This window comes from Gracilibacillus oryzae, assembly GCF_009498735.1.
GTDB lineage: Bacteria > Bacillota > Bacilli > Bacillales > Amphibacillaceae > Gracilibacillus > Gracilibacillus oryzae.
In genome coordinates this window covers 204,339-222,617 of the sequence record NZ_ML762429.1, presented here as the reverse complement: position 1 = coordinate 222,617, position 18,279 = coordinate 204,339, and the positions used below count along the sequence as shown (strand labels likewise).

Genomic DNA, 18,279 nt, shown 5'->3' with positions numbered 1-18,279 from the left:
AGCTTCCCGCGCTCGACTTGCATGTATTAGGCACGCCGCCAGCGTTCGTCCTGAGCCAAGATCAAACTCTCAATAAAGTTGACTTGCGCTCGCTTCTAAAAGCTAGCTTGTTTCTTAAATATTCTTTCATACTGGTTGTTTTGTTCAGTTTTCAATGATCAATTTCGCTAATGTCTCTTCAAAAAAGCGACCTCTTAAATATACCATTTATTAATTTATAAGTCAATACTTTTTTTGAATTTTTTTGTTGAAGTAATGTCTCTTAAAAAAGCGACTAGAATAGAATAACACATCCCCAAAATATATGCAATACTATTTTTTAAAAAAAGAGAATCAATAATTGAAATTTGATTCTCAGCTGATTATTACTATTAGATTAGGAAAACATGAATAGCTGTTAATGACGCAATGCCCGGCACGCCTAATAATCCTACAATTACTGCTGTAAAGACATTAATCGGGATATGAAGACCAAATGAAGCTCCGAAAAGGTTGAAGAAAAATAAGAAAAGAATACCAATCGTGAGTTTAATCGCACCTTTACCCAAAGGTTTAGTGAAGTTAACCGGGATCCCTTTCACTAACAAAAATACTATCAGCAATAATAATCCACCAATTATCCAGATATTCATAATGCTTGTCCCCTTTAGCCATATAATCATTTACCTAACTATATGTACTAATAGAGAAAATTAGAATTGCTTTTTTCTAGCCTGCTGATATTTTTCTGTGTTTGGCCTCGCGAATAAGATAGAAATACTTCGCTTTAGCAACCGCCAGATCAAACTGACCGCTCTCACTTGGTTCAATGCTTCGTGCCATTATATCATCTAAATTAGTCCATTCATTCTTCAATTGATAAATAGATTGGAGCAGCTCCTGGTCTAGAATTTCTTTTTTTATTCTCTTTTTACGAAACATTAGTTTCCACCCTCTATTATAATTCTCTTCTGCCTTCCAGCGCTTTGGATAAAGTGACTTCGTCTGCATACTCTAGATCGCCGCCCATTGGTAACCCATGAGCTATACGTGTTGTTTTTATACCGGAAGGCCTCACAAGTCTAGAGATATACATAGCAGTTGCTTCCCCTTCAATATTAGGATTGGTTGCAAGGATCAATTCTTTTACTTCCTCATCTTTTAACCGGTTAATTAATGAAGGTACATTGATATCTTCAGGACCAATTCCATCCATTGGAGAGATAGCCCCATGAAGAACATGATATTTACCATTAAATTCACGCATTTTCTCCATTGCAATAACATCTTTCGGATCCTGCACCACACAGATAAGGGACTCATCCCTTGATTCATCCTGACAGATTGCACAGGGATCCTGATCCGTTATATGTCCGCAAATACTGCAATGGGTCAGTTCTCTTTTAGCGTTCGCCAAAGCCTTCGCGAAATCGAGTACATCGTCTTCTTTCATATTCAGGACAAAGAAAGCCAGGCGGACGGCTGTTTTCGGTCCGATCCCTGGCAATTTTGTAAAACTATCAATTAATTTAGATATCGGTTCTGGATAATACATCAGCTATTCCTCCTAGAACATACCTCCAGGTAAATTTAGCCCTTTTGTAAATTTGCCCATCGTATCATTCGACTTATCTTCTACTTCTTTTAATACTTCATTTGTTGCAGCCAAAATTAAATCTTGCAGCATTTCGATATCATCAGGATCCACAACTTCTTCTTGTATTTCAATATCTGTAATTTCTTTCTTACCATTCGCTGTTACTTTAACCATACCACCGCCAGCGGTAGCTTCAAACGTCATTTCTTGTAATTCCTCTTGAGCTTTCATCATATCTTTTTGCATTTTTTGCATTTGTTTCATCATTTTGTTCATATTTCCTCCACCACGCATGGAAAACCCTCCTAATGTTAATCATCTTTTATTCATGTATTTCTAACAAATCGTCACCAACTAATTTCCTTGCCTGTTCAATCATTTGATCTTCTGCTTCCTCAGCTGGTCTGTCTCCGTCAGAGTTGTCCTGCTCCCTTTGCTTCCTGATAAAATCCTCCCGCATTGTTTGCCAGTTTTCCTCAGGAATCGGAATAAATGTCATCTCTGAACCGATTATTTCTGATAATACTAATTCTATCGTTTGTCTATGCTCTAATGCAAGTGAACAGTGTATTTCATAACGAAAGGAAATAATCACAACACTGTCAGAAGCAGCGCTTGGTTTACTGTTTTGAACAGTAGCGTGCGCTGGTGCACTTTGCTTCTTTAACGCATCCATAAAGTTAGGCCACTGTGTCTTCACTCTCTTCAGCATATCCTTTGATGCTTCAGTCAGTACATGGCGAATGCGTTCATAAGGAATATTATAACTATTCCTGCTGGCAGGACTGCTTCTTCTTGTCTGTTTTGGTTTAGCCTCTTGTTGTGTTGCTGCTTGTTTTGGCATTTCACTTAATTTATTTTCTAATTCTTCTATCTTCTTCATTAAATGCTGAACATCTTGATTTGATGTTATTGGATTATTTGTTTGCTGTTCGCAAATTTTCAAGATGGCAATCTCAATAAAAACTTTAGGGCTGTTCGTCCATTTAATTTCTTGCTGACATTGATTTAATTCCTTTATTGACTTTTGTATCCATGATGCATCTAATTGCTGTGCCAATTGCTTAAATGTATCATCGACAATTGCTCGTTCCAATACATTCTCAAGTGCAGGTGCTGTCTGATACAATAACAAATCCCGTAAAAAGTAGATCAGATCAAAAACAAATCTGCCAGGGTCTTTACCTGATTGGATTAACTCATCTATTTCCACTAATGCTTGCTGGATATTCTTATCAGACATAACAGATATAATAGATGCCAGTTTTTGCTGGGAGACAGAACCTGTCACAGCAAGGACATCATCAATCGTTACACTCTCTTCACTATAAGAGATAGCCTGATCTAAAAGGCTGAGTGCATCACGCATTCCACCTTCCGCTGATAATGCGACTGCCTCCAGCGCCTCATTAGATACTTGTATATCCTCAGAAGCTGTTATATGAACCATTCTTTCCACCATGGATTTTTGCGAAATCCGTTTGAAATCAAAGCGCTGACACCTTGAAATGATGGTTAAAGGTATCTTGTGCGGTTCTGTTGTTGCAAGGATAAAGATAACATGTTTTGGCGGTTCTTCTAATGTCTTTAAAAGAGCATTAAAAGCACCAATCGACAGCATATGTACTTCATCAATGATATACACTTTATAAGCAACTGCACTCGGAGCATATTTAACCTTGTCCCGGATATCACGAATTTGCTCTACCCCGTTGTTTGATGCCGCGTCTATTTCAACTACATCAGAAATAGAGCCATCTTGAATGCCTAAGCATGCTGCACAGTGATTGCAAGGCTCCAATGCCGGACCGTTTTCACAGTTTACTGCTTTGGCGAATATCTTGGCAGCACTTGTTTTCCCGGTACCTCTTGGACCTGAGAACAAATAAGCGTGGGTAAACTTATCCTGCATAATCGCATTTTGCAGTGTACGAGTAATATGAACTTGTCCAACGACATCCTCGAAATTCTTTGGACGCCAAACGCGATAGAGTGCTTGATATCCCATTTCGTAACCCCTTTTATTTTTTTACTACTTTATATTGTAGCAAATCCTCCCGTTAAAAACGAGTAAGATATTAGAAAAGCGCAAAGTTTGTGGCGATAGTTAGATGCCATGCGTCTGCGCTTATTACTCTCAGATTATTAGAAAAACCTCCTGTTTAAAAACAAGAGGTTTCATTGTATGTATTAACGCCGTGCACCAAGCTTCGATGGCATTGCCCTAAGCGTTACTTAAGTTCATAGCTCGACTCAGGCTTCCCTGCGGCACACAGAGAGTTTCGCTTAATGCTGCTTCCTTCCGGACCTGACATGGTTCACGAGTCCCTGTTGCGCAGGACCCGAGTGTCAACACTACTCCCTTAAGGCAGACCTTAAAGCACTGACACCTCAGCAAGGTAACTCAGTCTCGCTATAGCGGATTGCGAGTACAGGGCACCGCTACCTCCCCACCTAGCACGGCAAATTTGCTAATATATTCAGTTGCGCTACTAGAGCGCATTTCTTAGTATAACCCTTTCACGGAAAAAAATCAAGGTTCATTGTTTGTTATTATCATCCATTTCTATCGTCCGCTTCTTTTTCTTTTGTCTCAGCTCTTTAAAAAAACTGGTCAAAAGCTCCCCTGCTTCTTCTTCCATTATACCTGAGACTACTTCTGCTTGATGATTAAAGCGGTCATCTTGCAATAAATTGAGAAGGGTCCCTGCACAGCCTGCTTTTTGATCCTTTGCTCCATAAACTACCCGTGGAATACGAGCTTGTAAGATAGCACCTGCACACATTGGACAAGGCTCTAATGTCACATATAATGTGCATTCTTCCAACCTCCAGCTGCCAATCACTTCATTTGCTTTATCGATTACTAGCATTTCAGCATGCGACCCTGTTGTCTGAAGTTTCTCTCTTAGATTAAAAGCAGAGGCGATAATCTCATCTTTATATACAATCAATGCGCCAATCGGCACTTCTCCTAGAACTGCAGCTTTTTGCGCTTCATCTATCGCTATTTGCATATATTCCTGATCATTCATATTATCCCACATTTCATCCTTTTTCTTCTATAGTGCATAATTAAAAGCAAAACTTCAAGAATGAAATGCATGATTCCATCGAAAATAGGGTATCTTGTCACCAAGGAAAAGAAGAGGTGAACAAATGAAGAAAACAGCTGTAATGATTATTGATATGATTAACGACTTTAATTTCGTTGAAGGGAGAATGCTTTTACATCATACTAAAAAAATCGTCCCGAATATAAAAAAATTAAAGGAATTTGCCAGAGAACATGATATGCCTGTCATTCATGTAAACGATCATTACAATACATGGGAAACGGATTATAAAGCTATCGCGGAAGCCTGCTCCCGTGAATCTAATCTGGATATAATTGAACAGGGTACTCCAGCAGAGGAAGATTATTTCATCATGAAACCACAGATGTCAGCCTTTTTCCGTACACCGCTCCGTTCCTTATTAGAAGAATTAAGGATTGAACATATTATAATGGCAGGTGTGGCAGGAAACATCTGTGTCTTGTTTACCGCTAATGATGCACATATGCGTGGCTACACTATCCATGTTCCGGAAAATTGTGTTGCCTCTAATACAGAAAGACATAATGAAGAAGCACTCCAGCTTATGAAAAAAGTTTTTAATGCTAACATCAACCCAATTTAACGAAAGCAAATCCTGTTCTAAACTCTCTGATTTTTCATATCGTAGTAAAAGATATGTTAAAGAGAGGAGAACTTCGCGTGCAGACATATATTGTGAAACAAGGTGACAGTCTTTATTCTATCGCCAACCAGTTCGGAACCTCATACCAGGTAATTGCATCTGCAAATGAATTAAATGCGAGCCAAGGACTTGTTGCAGGGCAAGCACTGGTTATTCCCATTTACGGTCAGTTCTATACTGTCCAGTCAGGTGACAGCCTTTATAGCATTAGTCAGAAATTCGGTATTCCAGCAGCTGAATTAGCGAATGTTAATCAAATTAACTTGTATCAGCCTTTATCTGTTGGTGTACGTCTCTATATTCCGGAAGCACCAAAAACAGAAATCGAAGTAAATGCATATATCGAACCAACAGGGGGATCTGTTTCCGAAACTTTAGAAACTGCTGCAAGAAAGCACAGCAATAACCTTACCTATTTGGCTCCCTTCTCCTATCGCGTAACAAGAGAAGGTACATTAATTGCACCACCCCTTAATCAATTTGCAGCAATTGCCGCTGAAAACGGTGCGGTTTTAATGCTTGTTGTCACTAATCTGGAAGAAGGTGCCTTCAGTGCGGAATTGGGAAGAACGATATTAACAAATGAACAAGTACAAAATACATTGTTGGACCAAATCATTGCAACTGCAAAAGAAGTTGGTTTTGGTGATGTACATTTTGATTTTGAATACCTGCCTCCTGAAAACAGACAAGATTATCGAAATTTTTTAGTAAAGGCGACAGAAAGGCTTCATCAGGAAGGGTTACTTATATCAACAGCTCTTGCACCGAAGGATCGCGCGGATAAAGAAGGCGCATGGTATGAAGCGCATGATTATCAGGCACATGGAGAGATTGTTGATTTTGTTGTGTTGATGACTTATGAATGGGGATATAGTGGCGGACCAGCGATGGCAGTTTCTCCTATTGGTCCTGTACGTGATGTAGTGGAATATGCATTAACAGAGATGCCAGCAAATAAAATCATGCTTGGCCAAAACTTGTATGGGTATGACTGGACACTGCCTTATGAACCAGGAGGACAATATGCAAAAGCAGTAAGCCCTCAGCAGGCGATTGATTTAGCAAGACAATATAACCAGGCGATTTTATATGATGAAGAAGCACAAGCCCCTTATTTTTTCTATCAGGATAATGAAGGAAACCGGCATGAGGTTTGGTTTGAGGATGCCAGATCTATTCAGGCTAAATTCGACTTAATCAAAGAGAAAAATTTAAGAGGGATCAGCTACTGGAAACTCGGTCTTGCCTTCCCGCAAAACTGGTTATTATTAGAAGATCAGTTCACTATCAGAAAGAGAAATACCAATTCATAGATAAAATATGCGAAATGAGGCCGGGACATAACTAATAATGTTAACCTAAAATACGAACGATACCATAATCAAGAGATGAACGCACATACGAAGCGCAGTCAAAACACGGAGACTCCAGCGGGAATAGCATCAGCTGAAAATCCCGCAGAAAAAGCGGTTCTTGCTTTTTTGAGGAAGTTGAAGCGATGCCCGCGGAAAGCGAAGTGTTTTGACGGAGCGACATAGGAACCAACTTTTTACATGAACAAACACCCGAACTTTTTAAAGTTCGGGTGTTATTGCATAGAATAGTTTGGTCTCAGCTCATTTTTATGAAGTTCTCACGCTCAGTCTGCGTCCATCAACATCCGCAGCTCATCCTTATTGTCTATTAAATCATCTAATGTATATTTCTCTAATACTTGAAAGAATGCCTGCATTGCGTTTCCGACAACATGACGCAAGCTGCAGGCACTTGTAATCACACACTGATTATGTTCTCCGTCAAAGCATTCTAACATATAGAAGTCATTTTCCATCAAACGAATGACAGAACCAATATTAATCTCTTTTGGATGCTTCGCAAGTGTAATCCCACCGTTTCTTCCTCTCGTTGTCTCAATATAACCATTAACACTCAATTGATGGACAACCTTTCTAATATGTTCTGTTGAAATAAAAAATGTATCAGCAATCTCTTTAATACTTGCTTTTTCATCCTTTTTTGAAGCGGTATATATTAATGTTCGTAATGCGTAATCCGTATATTTTTTTAAACGCATGGATGATTCCCCTTATAGCCTTTTGTTAATAGTCTACACATATACCTGATCCATTGACAAGCGGGTTGTCAGATTCTATGTAACAAAATTGTCAAACATGAAGGCAAAATGCTATTGAAATACTTTCTAAATATATTATACAATTAAACATGTATATAAAATACATGTTTAAAAGGAGATTGTTATGACAACTCAACTATTAAGTAATGAGACCATTGCTATTGTAAAATCAACAGTACCTGTATTGGCACAACACGGTCAGGCAATAACATCAAAGTTTTATCAACTTTTATTTACAAACCACCCAGAATTAAAAAACATATTTAATCAGACAAATCAGCGGAAAGGAAAACAGCCCCAGGCACTAGCAAATGCTGTTTATGCTGCTGCAGCAAACATTGACCAACTGGAGAACATTCTGCCTGTAGTCAAGCAGATTGCACACAAACATAGAAGTTTAAACATTCAACCAGAACAATATCCAATTGTTGGGGAGAATCTATTAAAGGCAATGAAAGAAGTGTTGGGCGAAGCTGCAACAGATGAAATTATCACTGCATGGGCAGAAGCTTATGGTGTGATTGCTGATGTCTTTATTCAAGTCGAAAAGGAAATGTATGAAGAAACAGCAGCACAGAACGGCGGCTGGGTTGGTTATCGTGATTTCACTATTATAAAAAAAGAAAAGGAAAGTGATGTGATCACATCCTTTTATCTCCAACCGGCAGATGGCGGGGATTTGCCTGCCTTTGAAGCAGGTCAATATATTACAGTAAAAGTGGAAGTTCCGGGCATTCCTTATACATGTCAACGGCAATATAGTTTATCATGCAGACCGAATCAAGAATATTACCGGATCAGTGTGAAGAAGGAGACAGCCATCGGTGAAGAGCCTGATGGTGTAGTATCTACTTATCTACATGAGCAAGTAAAAGAAGGTGATAACCTCTCGATTAGTGCTCCTGCTGGTGATTTTGTGCTGGATAACAGGAATAAACCGCTTGTTTTGATTAGTGGCGGTGTTGGATTAACACCATTGACAAGTATGCTTGAAACAGTAGTAAGAGAGCAGACGGAAAGAGAAGTTTACTATATTCATGCGGCACAGAATGAAAAAATGCATGGGCTTAAACATACTGTGAAACAGATTAGTGAGAATCATGAAAATGTTCATGCATTTATTATTTATGAAAAACCATCTGATCCAACACTCTGTGATAAAACAGGTTTTATCGACCTTTCATGGTTACAATCAGTTGTGCCGACTAATGATGCATCCTTCTATTTCTGCGGACCAGAACCTTTTATGAAGGCTGTTAATACAGCATTAAAAGAATGGCATGTAGATGGGGAAAACATCCATTTTGAATTTTTCGGTCCACAAGGTGCATTAGATTAAGGAAAATAAAAAAAACAGGGCAAGAAAGCTAAGTAGTTCCGTTTTTGTGGAGAAACAGTATAAATAGCATATGAAATGGCATACCAAATCGCAAAGTAAATTGGTATGCCATTTTTATTGTTATATCAACAATTTGATTAAATTAACATATAAAATAGCATTATAAATAACAAAATAAATAACAGAGTGACAATAACTGTTGTCAAGGTGTAAATTATAGTGTTAAAATAGGTGTTAATTACTATGATGATTTTACTATTTTCTTGGGAGGCGATAAAATGCAGTTCATAGAGCCTAAAAACAAAAACGCTGATAAAGTTGATTGGTTGATATCTGAACAAGTTAGAGAGATAGTGAAGAATTATGCTGAATACTGTGAGTATGATGAAAGTGAAGTTGTTGATAAGTTCTTAAAAAATCTAATAGATGATAAGAAATTTATTGATTGGGTTAATGGAATAAGAAACAACAAACGAATGATTAAAAAAATGGGATTAGAAGAAAGAATGGAGGACTAAAAAATTGGCTAAATTACAGCGATTAGCTACAAGAGAAGATGGCATCGTTGTTGTTCATAATCCAGTTAATGAAGAAGAGTTAAAAGATAGAAAAGAGCAATATCTACTACTGTCAGACAAACAGTTTGCTACTCGATATAATCATATGCTTTATCTCCCCGTTGAATTTACTTGGAACGACAAGTCTCACAAAATCCAATACAATTTCTGCACTAACCCCTTCTGCAAATGGTGTGGTCAGGAACAAGTTAAATTTGAAACAGTTAAAGGGAAACCATCACGATATAAAATCAGTGGAACGAGTAGTAAGAAGTCGCTTGTGTGTAATCCAGACCCTATCCACCCAAATAGAGGTATGACATTAAATTGTTATTCGACTGCTGTTTCGAATTGGTCGGTTGCAGAAGAAATTTCGAGACTAATTCGTATCAATCAGACACAAGATGTAGAGCCAAAGTATAGCTTTCATAAGGATACTTGTGTTGTTGGACACTTTACTCCATTTGATAATCCTTATAGGTTTTACAAGCAAGGCAAGACGTTAAATAATGCTCAACGTTGGCAATGTAAAGTCTGTAAGAAAAAGACAAGTGTTCTTCCGAATAAACGACAATCAACAACCTATCGTCAAAAACGAAATGATATTCTCCCAATGTTTGCAAAATTGCTTTTGAATAAAATGCCTATCAACCGTACTTGTGATATTTTAGAAATCGGGGTTAGCACTTATTATCATAAATTAGAATGGCTATACCGATGTTGTTTGGAATTCTTGGACAAGTATGAAACTCCCCATTTAAATAACCAATCTTTCGAAGAAATGTGGCTAAACACCGATAAAATGCACTATAACCTCAATAACGTTCGAAAGAAAGGTCAAGGTGGCAAAAAGTATGCAGGACTGGAAGATAATCAAGTGCAGACCTATGTGGTAGTTTCAGCGGATGCAATTTCAAGATACGTGTTCAGAGTGGATGTCGCATATGATTGGGAAATGACAGTCGAGGATTTAAAGTACGATACTGTCATCTATAAAGAAGACCATTTGAACGATTTCAGCAAGAAAAATAACCGATTGGACTTTTCATATTACCCTCAAGAACCATCACCAAAAGATAATCAAAAACTACACCAATTTCGAGAGGAATTAAATGAATTCAATAAGAGAATGCAGTATGTAGATGGACTTCACGTTAATCCAACTTATACGACAATGGCTCACTTTTGGTTAATTAAAAAAATGGTCAATGCTAATGAGTGGAGAATGATAAGTGATAATGACCCGTCCATAAAATCGGCATTTTTCCGAGTGTTCTCGAAGGAAGTAAGATTATCTGATGCACACCATTTCATTTGTTCGGTTGATAAGAACAAGAGTAGAAAGCAATGTTTAGAAGAGTTTGAGGATGCGAAACTTGATTTATTAGATTGGGGATTTCACAAAGGATACGAAACAAAGAATTTACGTAAGTTAGCCTACTTTATGTTAAAAGAGCATTTTGAAAATCATAAATTTCATAAGGAAATATCAACACCAAAACAAACTTATAAAGATTGGGCTGAAAATCCTATAATCCACCCGTTGGCTTCGAGGGATAAAGGTTTTCATAAAGTGGATTGCAGAACGGATTTATCTTCTTACGAACCAAAGGAAATTGCGAAAATGGTTATGAATGTTAATGACAATGCAACAAATAGTTTCATTCAACAGATACGAAGAAGATTATCTATTCTTGAAAGACCATTGATGACCGCAAGAGGCGATGGGAAAAGCTATATCTACGCCAATTTTAACCCTAAATATGCTCAATACGCTTTAACCATATTAAGGACATTCTATAACTTCTGTGAGACTTATAAATCAGCCGATGGAAAAGAACTTACTCCTGCACAACGATTAGGTATTACTGATAAAGTTTTTGATTTAAGAGATATAATCTACCTTAGATAAAAGTGAAAATAAGCCTTAAATGTTCAGAAAACTATGGTATAATTTTGTAAATATATAAGGGGGTAATTAGATGTTTTCATTCAAAGTAGACGAAGAAGTATCCATCGAATTATTACAGCAACATCATAAGGAAGAATTATACGACCTCATAGACACAAATCGTGAGCATCTAAGAAAATGGCTACTGTGGGTAGATAAAAGGAAGTCAGCAGAAGATTTCGAACCTATCATACCGATTTGGATAAGAAACTACGCTGATAATAATGGCTTTGACGCTGGAATTCGATTTAATGGAAAATTAGTTGGTATGATTGGACTCCACTATATAGATTGGAAAAACAGCACTACAAGTGTTGGGTATTTTCTCTCTGAAGAAGCACAAGGTCAAGGTATTATAACAAGGTCGGTATCATCCCTATTAACTTATCTATTTGAACAAATGAATATCAATCGTGTGGAAATCCAATGTGCTGTAAATAACGTTAAGAGCATAGCTGTTCCAGAAAGGTTAGGATTTTCTAAGGAAGGTATCACAAGAGATGGACAATGGATATATGACCATTATGAAGACTTGGTGACGTATAGTTTATTAGCAAAAGACTGGAATAATAAATAATAAAAAAAAAAAAAAGGCTCGTCGATATGACGAGCTTTTTTGTATGCGATTTTTAGTGTGATTTGCAATGCCTTTTGGTATGTTATTTCCAATGTTTTTGTAAGTTTTCTCCACATTATCGGAACTACTTACAAGAAAGCCCTGTTTTTATTTATATATCCTATTCTTCTAATGTCGATGTGTCACCAGTTGGTAAACCGAGCTCCCATGATTTAAGAAGACGTCGCATAATTTTACCGCTTCTTGTTTTCGGTATACTTTCCGTTATCTCAATTTCTCTTGGTGCTGCATGGGCACTTAAACCTTTTTTTACAAACAGACGGATATCCTCTAACAACTCATCTGTTGCTTCATATCCAGGATTTAATGTAATAAATGCTTTAATAATTTCCCCGCGTTCCGGATCAGGCTTCCCGATTACACCTGCTTCTCCCACAGCTTCATGTTCAATCAGTTTACTTTCCACTTCAAATGGGCCAACACGTTCCCCTGAAGTATTAATTACATCATCTAATCGACCCTGGAACCAGAAATATCCGTCCTCATCCATATAAGCACTATCTCCGGAAACATACCATCCATTGATAAAATAACTCTCATATTTCCCAGGATTATTCCATATCGCACGCATCATCGATGGCCAGCCTTTGCGGATTGCTAAATTCCCCATTTGATTAGGCGGTAATTCATTTCCTTCATTATCAACAATCGCAGCCTCAATGCCTGGAATTGGTTTCCCCATGGAACCTGGTCTTACCTCCATACATGGCAAGTTAACGATTAACATTGCACCAGTTTCTGTCATCCACCAAGTATCATGGATGCGTAAATTCAGCACTCGCTGTGCCCATGTGATGACTTCCGGATTTAATGGCTCCCCAACACTCATGATATGTCTTAAATGGGAGAAATCATATTGCTTTACTAGTTCCTCGCCAGCACTTACAAATTTCCTTAATGCAGTTGGTGCTGTGTACCATACGGTGACTTTATTTTTTTCTAATGTTTCATACCACGACTCCGGGGTGAACCGTCCACCACGAATGACATTAGTGACTCCATTTAACCACGGAGCAAATATCCCATAACTTGTTCCGGTAACCCAGCCAGGATCAGCTGTACACCAGTATACATCATCCTCTTTTAAATCAATTACCCATTTTCCTGTTGCATAATGCTGGATCATCGCATTGTGTACATGATAAACTCCTTTTGGCTTACCAGTTGAACCAGAGGTATAGTGAATCAGCATACCATCTTCTAAATCAACCCATTCGATATCAAACGATTCGGAGGCATCCGCTACTTCTTTATTGAAATGAATGTACCTCTCTGTATCAATTTCCCCATCACCTACAAGAACAACTTGCTTTAATGCAGGTAACTCATCAACAGGAACACGTTCTAATAATCCTGGTGTTGTAATAAGCATAGTTGCTTCACTGTCTTCCAGGCGATCACGCACCGCCTGCTCCATAAATGCCTCAAACAAAGGACCGGCAATTGCACCAATCTTTAATATTGCAAAGAAACTTGCATAGAATTCAGGACTTCTTGGCATAAATAAAAAAACTCGATCACCTTTCGCAACATTATACTTCTTTAATACATTAGCAACTTGATTGCTTCGTTTACTTAACTGTTCAAATGTAATGGATTCTTCGCGATCTGGTGCTGAATAGATTAAGGCTGTTTTATCTTTCATCATTGGATTTTTTGCATGTTTATCAATTGCTTCATAAGCAGCATTTATTTTTCCTGTTTCATACCAGCTAAATTCCTTTTTTATTTCATTCCAGTCAAAACCTTCTCTAACCTTTTCATAACTTTCCACATTGTAAACGCCTTGTCTTGCTGGAATTTTCGTCATATCCATCCCCTTCACTCCTTATCCCTTTTTTGTAAACGTTTGCATTTAATTTGAAATGTTTCCCCTTACATTGTATTTTAACGAAAATTATATAGAATGCAAGTGTTTTAACTTCCATTTATTGCTACAACAAGTTGTTCAAACAGGAGGAAAAACTTGTGGTAAATCCTTGCATGTAAGCTGCTTAACTAATAAAAATACGGTGCTATTCTTTGAGCAAATCTTTCTTAGGTATATAAATCGTATCATAGGCTGGTGGCATCGTAATGCTCCTATCAAATAGGAGCCAATTAATAGACTAAGGCCTTTCTTCCCTATCCTTATATTTATAGGATGAATAATTTCATATCAGTCAATCACTTTTAAGCATTATTTACACTAATTTAATCATTCAAAGTCTACTTTTTATGACAATAAATTCTTACACATATTCCTAATAATTTTCGCTCATACTAACTTTGATAGGGAAGGAAGTGAAATAACATGCGTCAATTTAAAAAATCAAAGGATCAAGAAAAAAAGATTAAGATAAATAAGTCCCTTTCTAAAAATATCGATGAAATGAAAGAAACGTTTTCTTATGGGTTAAACAAAGACTTCTGTATGAGAACATTAGAAGTTAAATTTAGCGAATATAATGCATGTCTATTTTATTATGGTTCCATTGTTGATGGAGAGAGAATTAATACACATATTATTAAACCATTACTTGAACAAACTGGGGATAAGCTCAGTAATATCGTAACAATAGAAAATTTGGAGGAAGTTACAGATCTTGAAAAAGCAATTCAAAATGTGAATAGCGGTAAAGCTATCCTGTTTATTGACAATGATGAAATTGCTTATGCTATGGATGTAGCTAAATTCGAATATCGTGCTGTATCTAAAGCAGAGAATGAGAGTGTTATTAAAGGTCCTCAAGATGCCTTTACCGAATCATTAAATGCTAATATTTCGCTTATTCGCAAACAGTTACATAACCATCAATTAGTCAATGAAGCAGTACAAGTTGGGGAAAGATCAGTGAATGAAGTAAATATTTTATATATAAAAGATATGGTAAAGGACGATTTATTATCAAATCTAAGAGAACGGTTAGAAAATATCTCAATCGACAGCATTCGTAATATCGAAGTATTGGAGCAGCACTTGGAAGAACGCCCTTATTCTTTGATTCCTACTATCCTTTATACAGAAAGACCGGATAAAGCAACCGCCTTTCTGGAAGATGGATATATTATTTTATTAATGAATACATCCTCTGCCTGCTTAATTGTTCCGGTGACATTCTGGTCATTTTATCATTCACCTGAAGACAGGTACTTACGTTTTTTATATGGTAATTTCAGCCGTGCCATTCGGTTACTATGTTTTTATTTAACAACAATGATCTCAGCGACTTATGTCGCCATAGCAAATTTTCATAGTGAAATGATTCCTCCAGATTTATTGTTGGCGATTACTGCTTCCAGGGAAAGAATCCCGTTTCCGCTTGTATTTGAAGTTTTGATAATGGAAATAGCCTTTGAATTAATAAGAGAGGCAGGGGTTAGGATACCTAATCCCCTCGGACCGACCATCGGAATCGTTGGTGCACTAATTTTAGGCCAAGCTGCAGTTGAAGCTAATATTATCAGCCCTATTATCGTTATTGTGGCTGCATTATCTGGGTTATCTTCATTTGGTATTCCTGATTTATCGATGAATTTTACCGTTAGAATCCTTCGCTTTATCTTTATTCTGGCTGCAGCTTCATTCGGTATGCTGGGTCTTATTGGAGCACTCATTCTTTTCTTTATGTATGTAGTTTCCATCAGGTCATATGGAGTACCATTTTTTTCACCAGTTGCACCTAATTTCAAATCATCGAAAGACACTGTCTTCCGTAAAGTATTGAAAAAGGAATACTTCCGTCCAGGCTTTTTAGATTTAAAAGACAGCACAAAACGAAACAAATAATATTTATTAATTTCTAAATTAAAAGAGGGTTCTGTATTTATGCAAAATAGAGGTTATCTGCGTGTAAGGGAAATCGTTGCTATGATTCTAATCATAGTAGGGATTAAATTGTCTGATTCTACTCCCGCTTTACTGACTCAAAATGTACAAAATGCACTGTGGCTTGTACCAATGATATCATGTGTCTGTATTTTTCCCAGCTTTCTTTTAATGCTTTACTTGTTAAAAAAATATAAAGATAAAAATTTGGTACAGCTGTTAGAAGAAATTCTAGGTACAGTGATAGGGAAAATAATTGGATTTATTATTTTCCTTTTCGCTTTTTTGTCGATAGCATTGGACAGTCGTAATTATGTTGAACAGATTAAGATACTATACTATCCTGAGGGGCCTTCCGGTCTCATATTTCTTGTTCTTTTTGGGGTTGTATTTTTTGGAGCGAAAAAAGGTTTTGAAGTAATCGGGTTTTCTTCATTCATTGCTCTACCTTTTATTAAAGTATCTGCTTTTTTTATTGTGTTTTTGGTGTTAGGAAACTTACTTGTTCAGAGGATTTTCCCGATATTCGGATCAGGGTTATCCGACATACTAATTGAAGGTGCAGCAAAGGCATCTATTTTTGCTGAATTGTTCTTCATTCTCATCGCATATGTTTCCACAAGAGAAACAGATATTTTCTATAAAGGAAGTATTTTAGCAGCCATAATTTCATTATTTGAAATTGTGATTTTCTATTTTATTTATATTACTGTTTTTGATTATAACTCTGTTGAGAAGATTGCCTTTCCATTTCATGATATCACCCAATTTGTTAGTTTTGGGAAGTTCTTCTCTAATATTGAAACAATTTTTATGGTCTTTTGGTTAATTGCCGCATTCTTAAAATTTATGATCCTTATTTATCTTGCTACTTGGATTTTCGGGGCTGTCTTTAACATAGAAGATTTTGAACCATTACTGCTTCCCTTTACCTTTCTCATCGCAACATTAGGGACATTACCGTTTAATTCTATTATTAACGAACTTCAATTTCGTAATTATCTATTGAATGCGATGACTCCATTTCTTATCTTACTACCTGTCTTACTATGGCTGGTGGCATTATTAAGAGGAGGATTACGTAAATGATCAGGAAATTATTATTATGGTTATTATTCCTGCTTTTATTAGGTGGATGTCAAGATCGCATTGAACTGGAACAACAATCCTATGTGATTACTATTGGGATTGATGCTACTGACCAAAAAGGCATTTACGCGTTAACCTACCAATTCGCCAACCCGGAAGTAGGCTATTCAGCATCATCTAGTGCAGATGAACCTCCATCGGAAATTGTAACCGTAAATGGTTCCGACTTATTGAGTGCTACCTATTTCGCTAACTCAATTGTGTCTAAACAAATTACCCTGGATCATACCAGAGTAATTGTTGTATCAGAAGAGGTGGCCAGATCAGACAATTTTCTTCGGATCATTCAATCTGCATCACGGACACCAGAGATAAGGAGAAAGGTGGAAATTATTGTATCAAAAGAAAAGGCATCTGATTTTATTACAAACAATAAACCGCTTATGGAAACAAGACCACACAAATATTATCAGTCCATGCTGTCCCGGGCCATCCAGACAGGGATTATCCCTAAAGCAACGATTCACCAGTTTTTCCAGATAACAGAGGGAGATGCTGATTTATTTCTAGGGATTTATGCGACAACAGATCAATCAGATAATAAAGATGATGAAATGGAAGAAGACCAGTATATTGCAGGTGAAATTCCGCAAAAGGGAGGACCTCCTACGCAGTTTATGGGAGCAGCTGTTTTTAAAGAAGGGAAAATGATTGACATCTTGGATGGGGAAGAAACAAGGATAGCTCAGATACTTAATACAACATTGGATATGGACAGTTTTATAACTACAATCCCTGATCCACTTATGCCGGAATATAATATAACCTATCATTATTCCCAGACTGAAGAACCAGCAATTGATATTCAATACAACAAAGATAAACCTACAATCATAGATGTAAAGGTGAAGTTTAAAGCTGAGATTGTCGCCATTCCCAGTTTAATTGATTATACACAGAAAGCTGATGACAGGAGAACATTAGAAAATGCAATTGTTAAAAGGGTTAAAAAGAAAACAGAGGATTTAATTGAAAAATCCCAAAAAGTATACCGTTCTGACCCTTTTTACTGGTCCTTATTTATCCGGAAACATTTTAAGGATATTCCTTCCTATGAAGAGGCAGATTGGCAAAACAATATCTATCCAAACGCAAACATAAACGTTGAGTATGAAATTGATAAATTAGAATTTGGGAAAATGATAAATGACACGAACCTAAATGAAGTGAGGGATTGATATGAAAATGATATTGTTTATTCTGCTGACATTGTTTGTAATATACAGGTGTATTGTGCATTGTATGCAAACATTAAAATCTGGCAATAAATTGGGTGGAATAGCAATTGGTACGGTGCTTCTTCCTGTTATTGCTGCATCTTTTATCATCATATTTTTTCGTTGAATTGTGTATTTCCATATCAGCAGGCAATGAAATGCCATTC

General features: G+C 36.9%; 17 protein-coding genes, 1 rRNA gene and 1 other RNA gene. 9 read left to right on the top strand and 10 right to left on the bottom strand.

Annotated elements, in window-relative coordinates; translation table 11 throughout:
* The 8 genes from F9U64_RS10300 to tadA form a co-directional block, all read right to left on the bottom strand.
* Positions 1-77: ribosomal RNA gene (locus tag F9U64_RS10300) — 16S ribosomal RNA — on the bottom strand; the annotation flags it as partial.
* A gap of 294 nt (positions 78-371) precedes the next feature.
* Positions 372-632, bottom strand: a complete 261-nt coding sequence (locus F9U64_RS10295; RefSeq protein WP_153403079.1) for a pro-sigmaK processing inhibitor BofA family protein — start codon at positions 630-632, stop codon at positions 372-374.
* A gap of 76 nt (positions 633-708) precedes the next feature.
* On the bottom strand, positions 709-921 hold the full coding sequence (locus F9U64_RS10290; RefSeq protein ID WP_153403077.1) for a YaaL family protein: 213 nt from the start codon (positions 919-921) through the stop codon (positions 709-711).
* 16 nt (positions 922-937) lie between these two features.
* Positions 938-1,534, bottom strand: coding sequence for a recombination mediator RecR (recR, locus tag F9U64_RS10285; RefSeq protein ID WP_153403075.1), 597 nt, complete (start codon positions 1,532-1,534; stop codon positions 938-940).
* Positions 1,535-1,546: 12 nt separating this feature from the next.
* Positions 1,547-1,870, bottom strand: coding sequence for a YbaB/EbfC family nucleoid-associated protein (locus F9U64_RS10280; RefSeq protein WP_153403073.1), 324 nt, complete (start codon positions 1,868-1,870; stop codon positions 1,547-1,549).
* A 28-nt stretch (positions 1,871-1,898) separates the two neighbouring features.
* Positions 1,899-3,584, bottom strand: a complete 1,686-nt coding sequence (gene dnaX, locus F9U64_RS10275) for a DNA polymerase III subunit gamma/tau (protein WP_153403070.1) — start codon at positions 3,582-3,584, stop codon at positions 1,899-1,901.
* Between the two features lie 188 nt (positions 3,585-3,772).
* Positions 3,773-4,039: signal recognition particle sRNA large type (ffs, locus tag F9U64_RS10270), an RNA gene on the bottom strand.
* A 77-nt stretch (positions 4,040-4,116) separates the two neighbouring features.
* Positions 4,117-4,611, bottom strand: a complete 495-nt coding sequence (tadA, locus tag F9U64_RS10265) for a tRNA adenosine(34) deaminase TadA (RefSeq protein ID WP_153403068.1) — start codon at positions 4,609-4,611, stop codon at positions 4,117-4,119.
* A 124-nt stretch (positions 4,612-4,735) separates the two neighbouring features.
* Between tadA and F9U64_RS10260 the strand changes: the two genes are divergently transcribed.
* Together F9U64_RS10260 and F9U64_RS10255 are read left to right on the top strand one after the other, a co-directional pair.
* Entirely contained in the window at positions 4,736-5,257 is a 522-nt protein-coding gene (locus tag F9U64_RS10260; protein ID WP_153403066.1) for a cysteine hydrolase family protein, read from the top strand.
* A gap of 77 nt (positions 5,258-5,334) precedes the next feature.
* Complete coding sequence (locus tag F9U64_RS10255; protein WP_153403064.1) at positions 5,335-6,633, top strand: glycoside hydrolase family 18 protein; 1,299 nt, start codon at positions 5,335-5,337, stop codon at positions 6,631-6,633.
* A gap of 326 nt (positions 6,634-6,959) precedes the next feature.
* Here F9U64_RS10255 and F9U64_RS10250 read toward each other — a convergent pair whose 3' ends face one another.
* Positions 6,960-7,394: an RrF2 family transcriptional regulator gene (locus F9U64_RS10250; protein ID WP_153403062.1), complete on the bottom strand. Its 435-nt coding sequence runs from the start codon at positions 7,392-7,394 to the stop codon at positions 6,960-6,962.
* A gap of 184 nt (positions 7,395-7,578) precedes the next feature.
* Between F9U64_RS10250 and hmpA the strand changes: the two genes are divergently transcribed.
* The 4 genes from hmpA (at position 7,579) to F9U64_RS10230 (ending at position 11,878) form a co-directional block, all read left to right on the top strand.
* Entirely contained in the window at positions 7,579-8,793 is a 1,215-nt protein-coding gene (gene hmpA / locus F9U64_RS10245) for an NO-inducible flavohemoprotein (RefSeq protein WP_153403060.1), read from the top strand.
* 278 nt (positions 8,794-9,071) lie between these two features.
* On the top strand, positions 9,072-9,311 hold the full coding sequence (locus tag F9U64_RS10240; RefSeq protein ID WP_153403058.1) for a hypothetical protein: 240 nt from the start codon (positions 9,072-9,074) through the stop codon (positions 9,309-9,311).
* A gap of 4 nt (positions 9,312-9,315) precedes the next feature.
* Positions 9,316-11,262, top strand: coding sequence for an insertion element protein (locus F9U64_RS10235; protein WP_153403056.1), 1,947 nt, complete (start codon positions 9,316-9,318; stop codon positions 11,260-11,262).
* A gap of 70 nt (positions 11,263-11,332) precedes the next feature.
* Positions 11,333-11,878 carry a GNAT family N-acetyltransferase gene (locus F9U64_RS10230; RefSeq protein ID WP_153403054.1) on the top strand — a complete coding sequence of 182 codons (546 nt, stop codon included), beginning with the start codon at positions 11,333-11,335 and terminating at the stop codon, positions 11,876-11,878.
* Positions 11,879-12,038: 160 nt separating this feature from the next.
* On the opposite strand, the gene acsA is transcribed toward F9U64_RS10230, so the two are convergent.
* On the bottom strand, positions 12,039-13,754 hold the full coding sequence (gene acsA / locus F9U64_RS10225) for an acetate--CoA ligase (protein ID WP_153403052.1): 1,716 nt from the start codon (positions 13,752-13,754) through the stop codon (positions 12,039-12,041).
* A gap of 477 nt (positions 13,755-14,231) precedes the next feature.
* On the opposite strand from acsA, the gene F9U64_RS10220 reads away from it, so the two are divergent.
* From F9U64_RS10220 to F9U64_RS10210, 3 genes are read left to right on the top strand one after another with little or no spacing between them, the layout of a single operon-like run.
* Complete coding sequence (locus F9U64_RS10220) at positions 14,232-15,707, top strand: spore germination protein (RefSeq protein ID WP_153403050.1); 1,476 nt, start codon at positions 14,232-14,234, stop codon at positions 15,705-15,707.
* Positions 15,708-15,746: 39 nt separating this feature from the next.
* Complete coding sequence (locus F9U64_RS10215; RefSeq protein WP_153403048.1) at positions 15,747-16,835, top strand: GerAB/ArcD/ProY family transporter; 1,089 nt, start codon at positions 15,747-15,749, stop codon at positions 16,833-16,835.
* Entirely contained in the window at positions 16,832-18,073 is a 1,242-nt protein-coding gene (locus F9U64_RS10210) for a Ger(x)C family spore germination protein (RefSeq protein WP_153403046.1), read from the top strand. Before F9U64_RS10215 ends, F9U64_RS10210 begins: the two co-directional genes overlap by 4 nt.
* Positions 18,074-18,279 lie beyond the last annotated feature (206 nt).

Bases quoted from the DNA above. Each gene is read 5' to 3' on its own strand.
- F9U64_RS10215 (WP_153403048.1), top strand. From the start codon at position 15,747: ATGCAAAATAGAGGTTATCTGCGTGTAAGGGAAATCGTTGCTATGATT.
- recR (WP_153403075.1), bottom strand. From the start codon at position 1,534: ATGTATTATCCAGAACCGATATCTAAATTAATTGATAGTTTTACAAAA.
- F9U64_RS10210 (WP_153403046.1), top strand. From the start codon at position 16,832: ATGATCAGGAAATTATTATTATGGTTATTATTCCTGCTTTTATTAGGT.
- hmpA (WP_153403060.1), top strand. From the start codon at position 7,579: ATGACAACTCAACTATTAAGTAATGAGACCATTGCTATTGTAAAATCA.
- F9U64_RS10230 (WP_153403054.1), top strand. From the start codon at position 11,333: ATGTTTTCATTCAAAGTAGACGAAGAAGTATCCATCGAATTATTACAG.
- acsA (WP_153403052.1), bottom strand. From the start codon at position 13,754: ATGGATATGACGAAAATTCCAGCAAGACAAGGCGTTTACAATGTGGAA.
- tadA (WP_153403068.1), bottom strand. From the start codon at position 4,611: ATGAATGATCAGGAATATATGCAAATAGCGATAGATGAAGCGCAAAAA.
- F9U64_RS10250 (WP_153403062.1), bottom strand. From the start codon at position 7,394: ATGCGTTTAAAAAAATATACGGATTACGCATTACGAACATTAATATAT.
- F9U64_RS10220 (WP_153403050.1), top strand. From the start codon at position 14,232: ATGCGTCAATTTAAAAAATCAAAGGATCAAGAAAAAAAGATTAAGATA.
- F9U64_RS10240 (WP_153403058.1), top strand. From the start codon at position 9,072: ATGCAGTTCATAGAGCCTAAAAACAAAAACGCTGATAAAGTTGATTGG.
- F9U64_RS10260 (WP_153403066.1), top strand. From the start codon at position 4,736: ATGAAGAAAACAGCTGTAATGATTATTGATATGATTAACGACTTTAAT.
- F9U64_RS10295 (WP_153403079.1), bottom strand. From the start codon at position 632: ATGAATATCTGGATAATTGGTGGATTATTATTGCTGATAGTATTTTTG.
- dnaX (WP_153403070.1), bottom strand. From the start codon at position 3,584: ATGGGATATCAAGCACTCTATCGCGTTTGGCGTCCAAAGAATTTCGAG.
- F9U64_RS10280 (WP_153403073.1), bottom strand. From the start codon at position 1,870: ATGCGTGGTGGAGGAAATATGAACAAAATGATGAAACAAATGCAAAAA.
- F9U64_RS10290 (WP_153403077.1), bottom strand. From the start codon at position 921: ATGTTTCGTAAAAAGAGAATAAAAAAAGAAATTCTAGACCAGGAGCTG.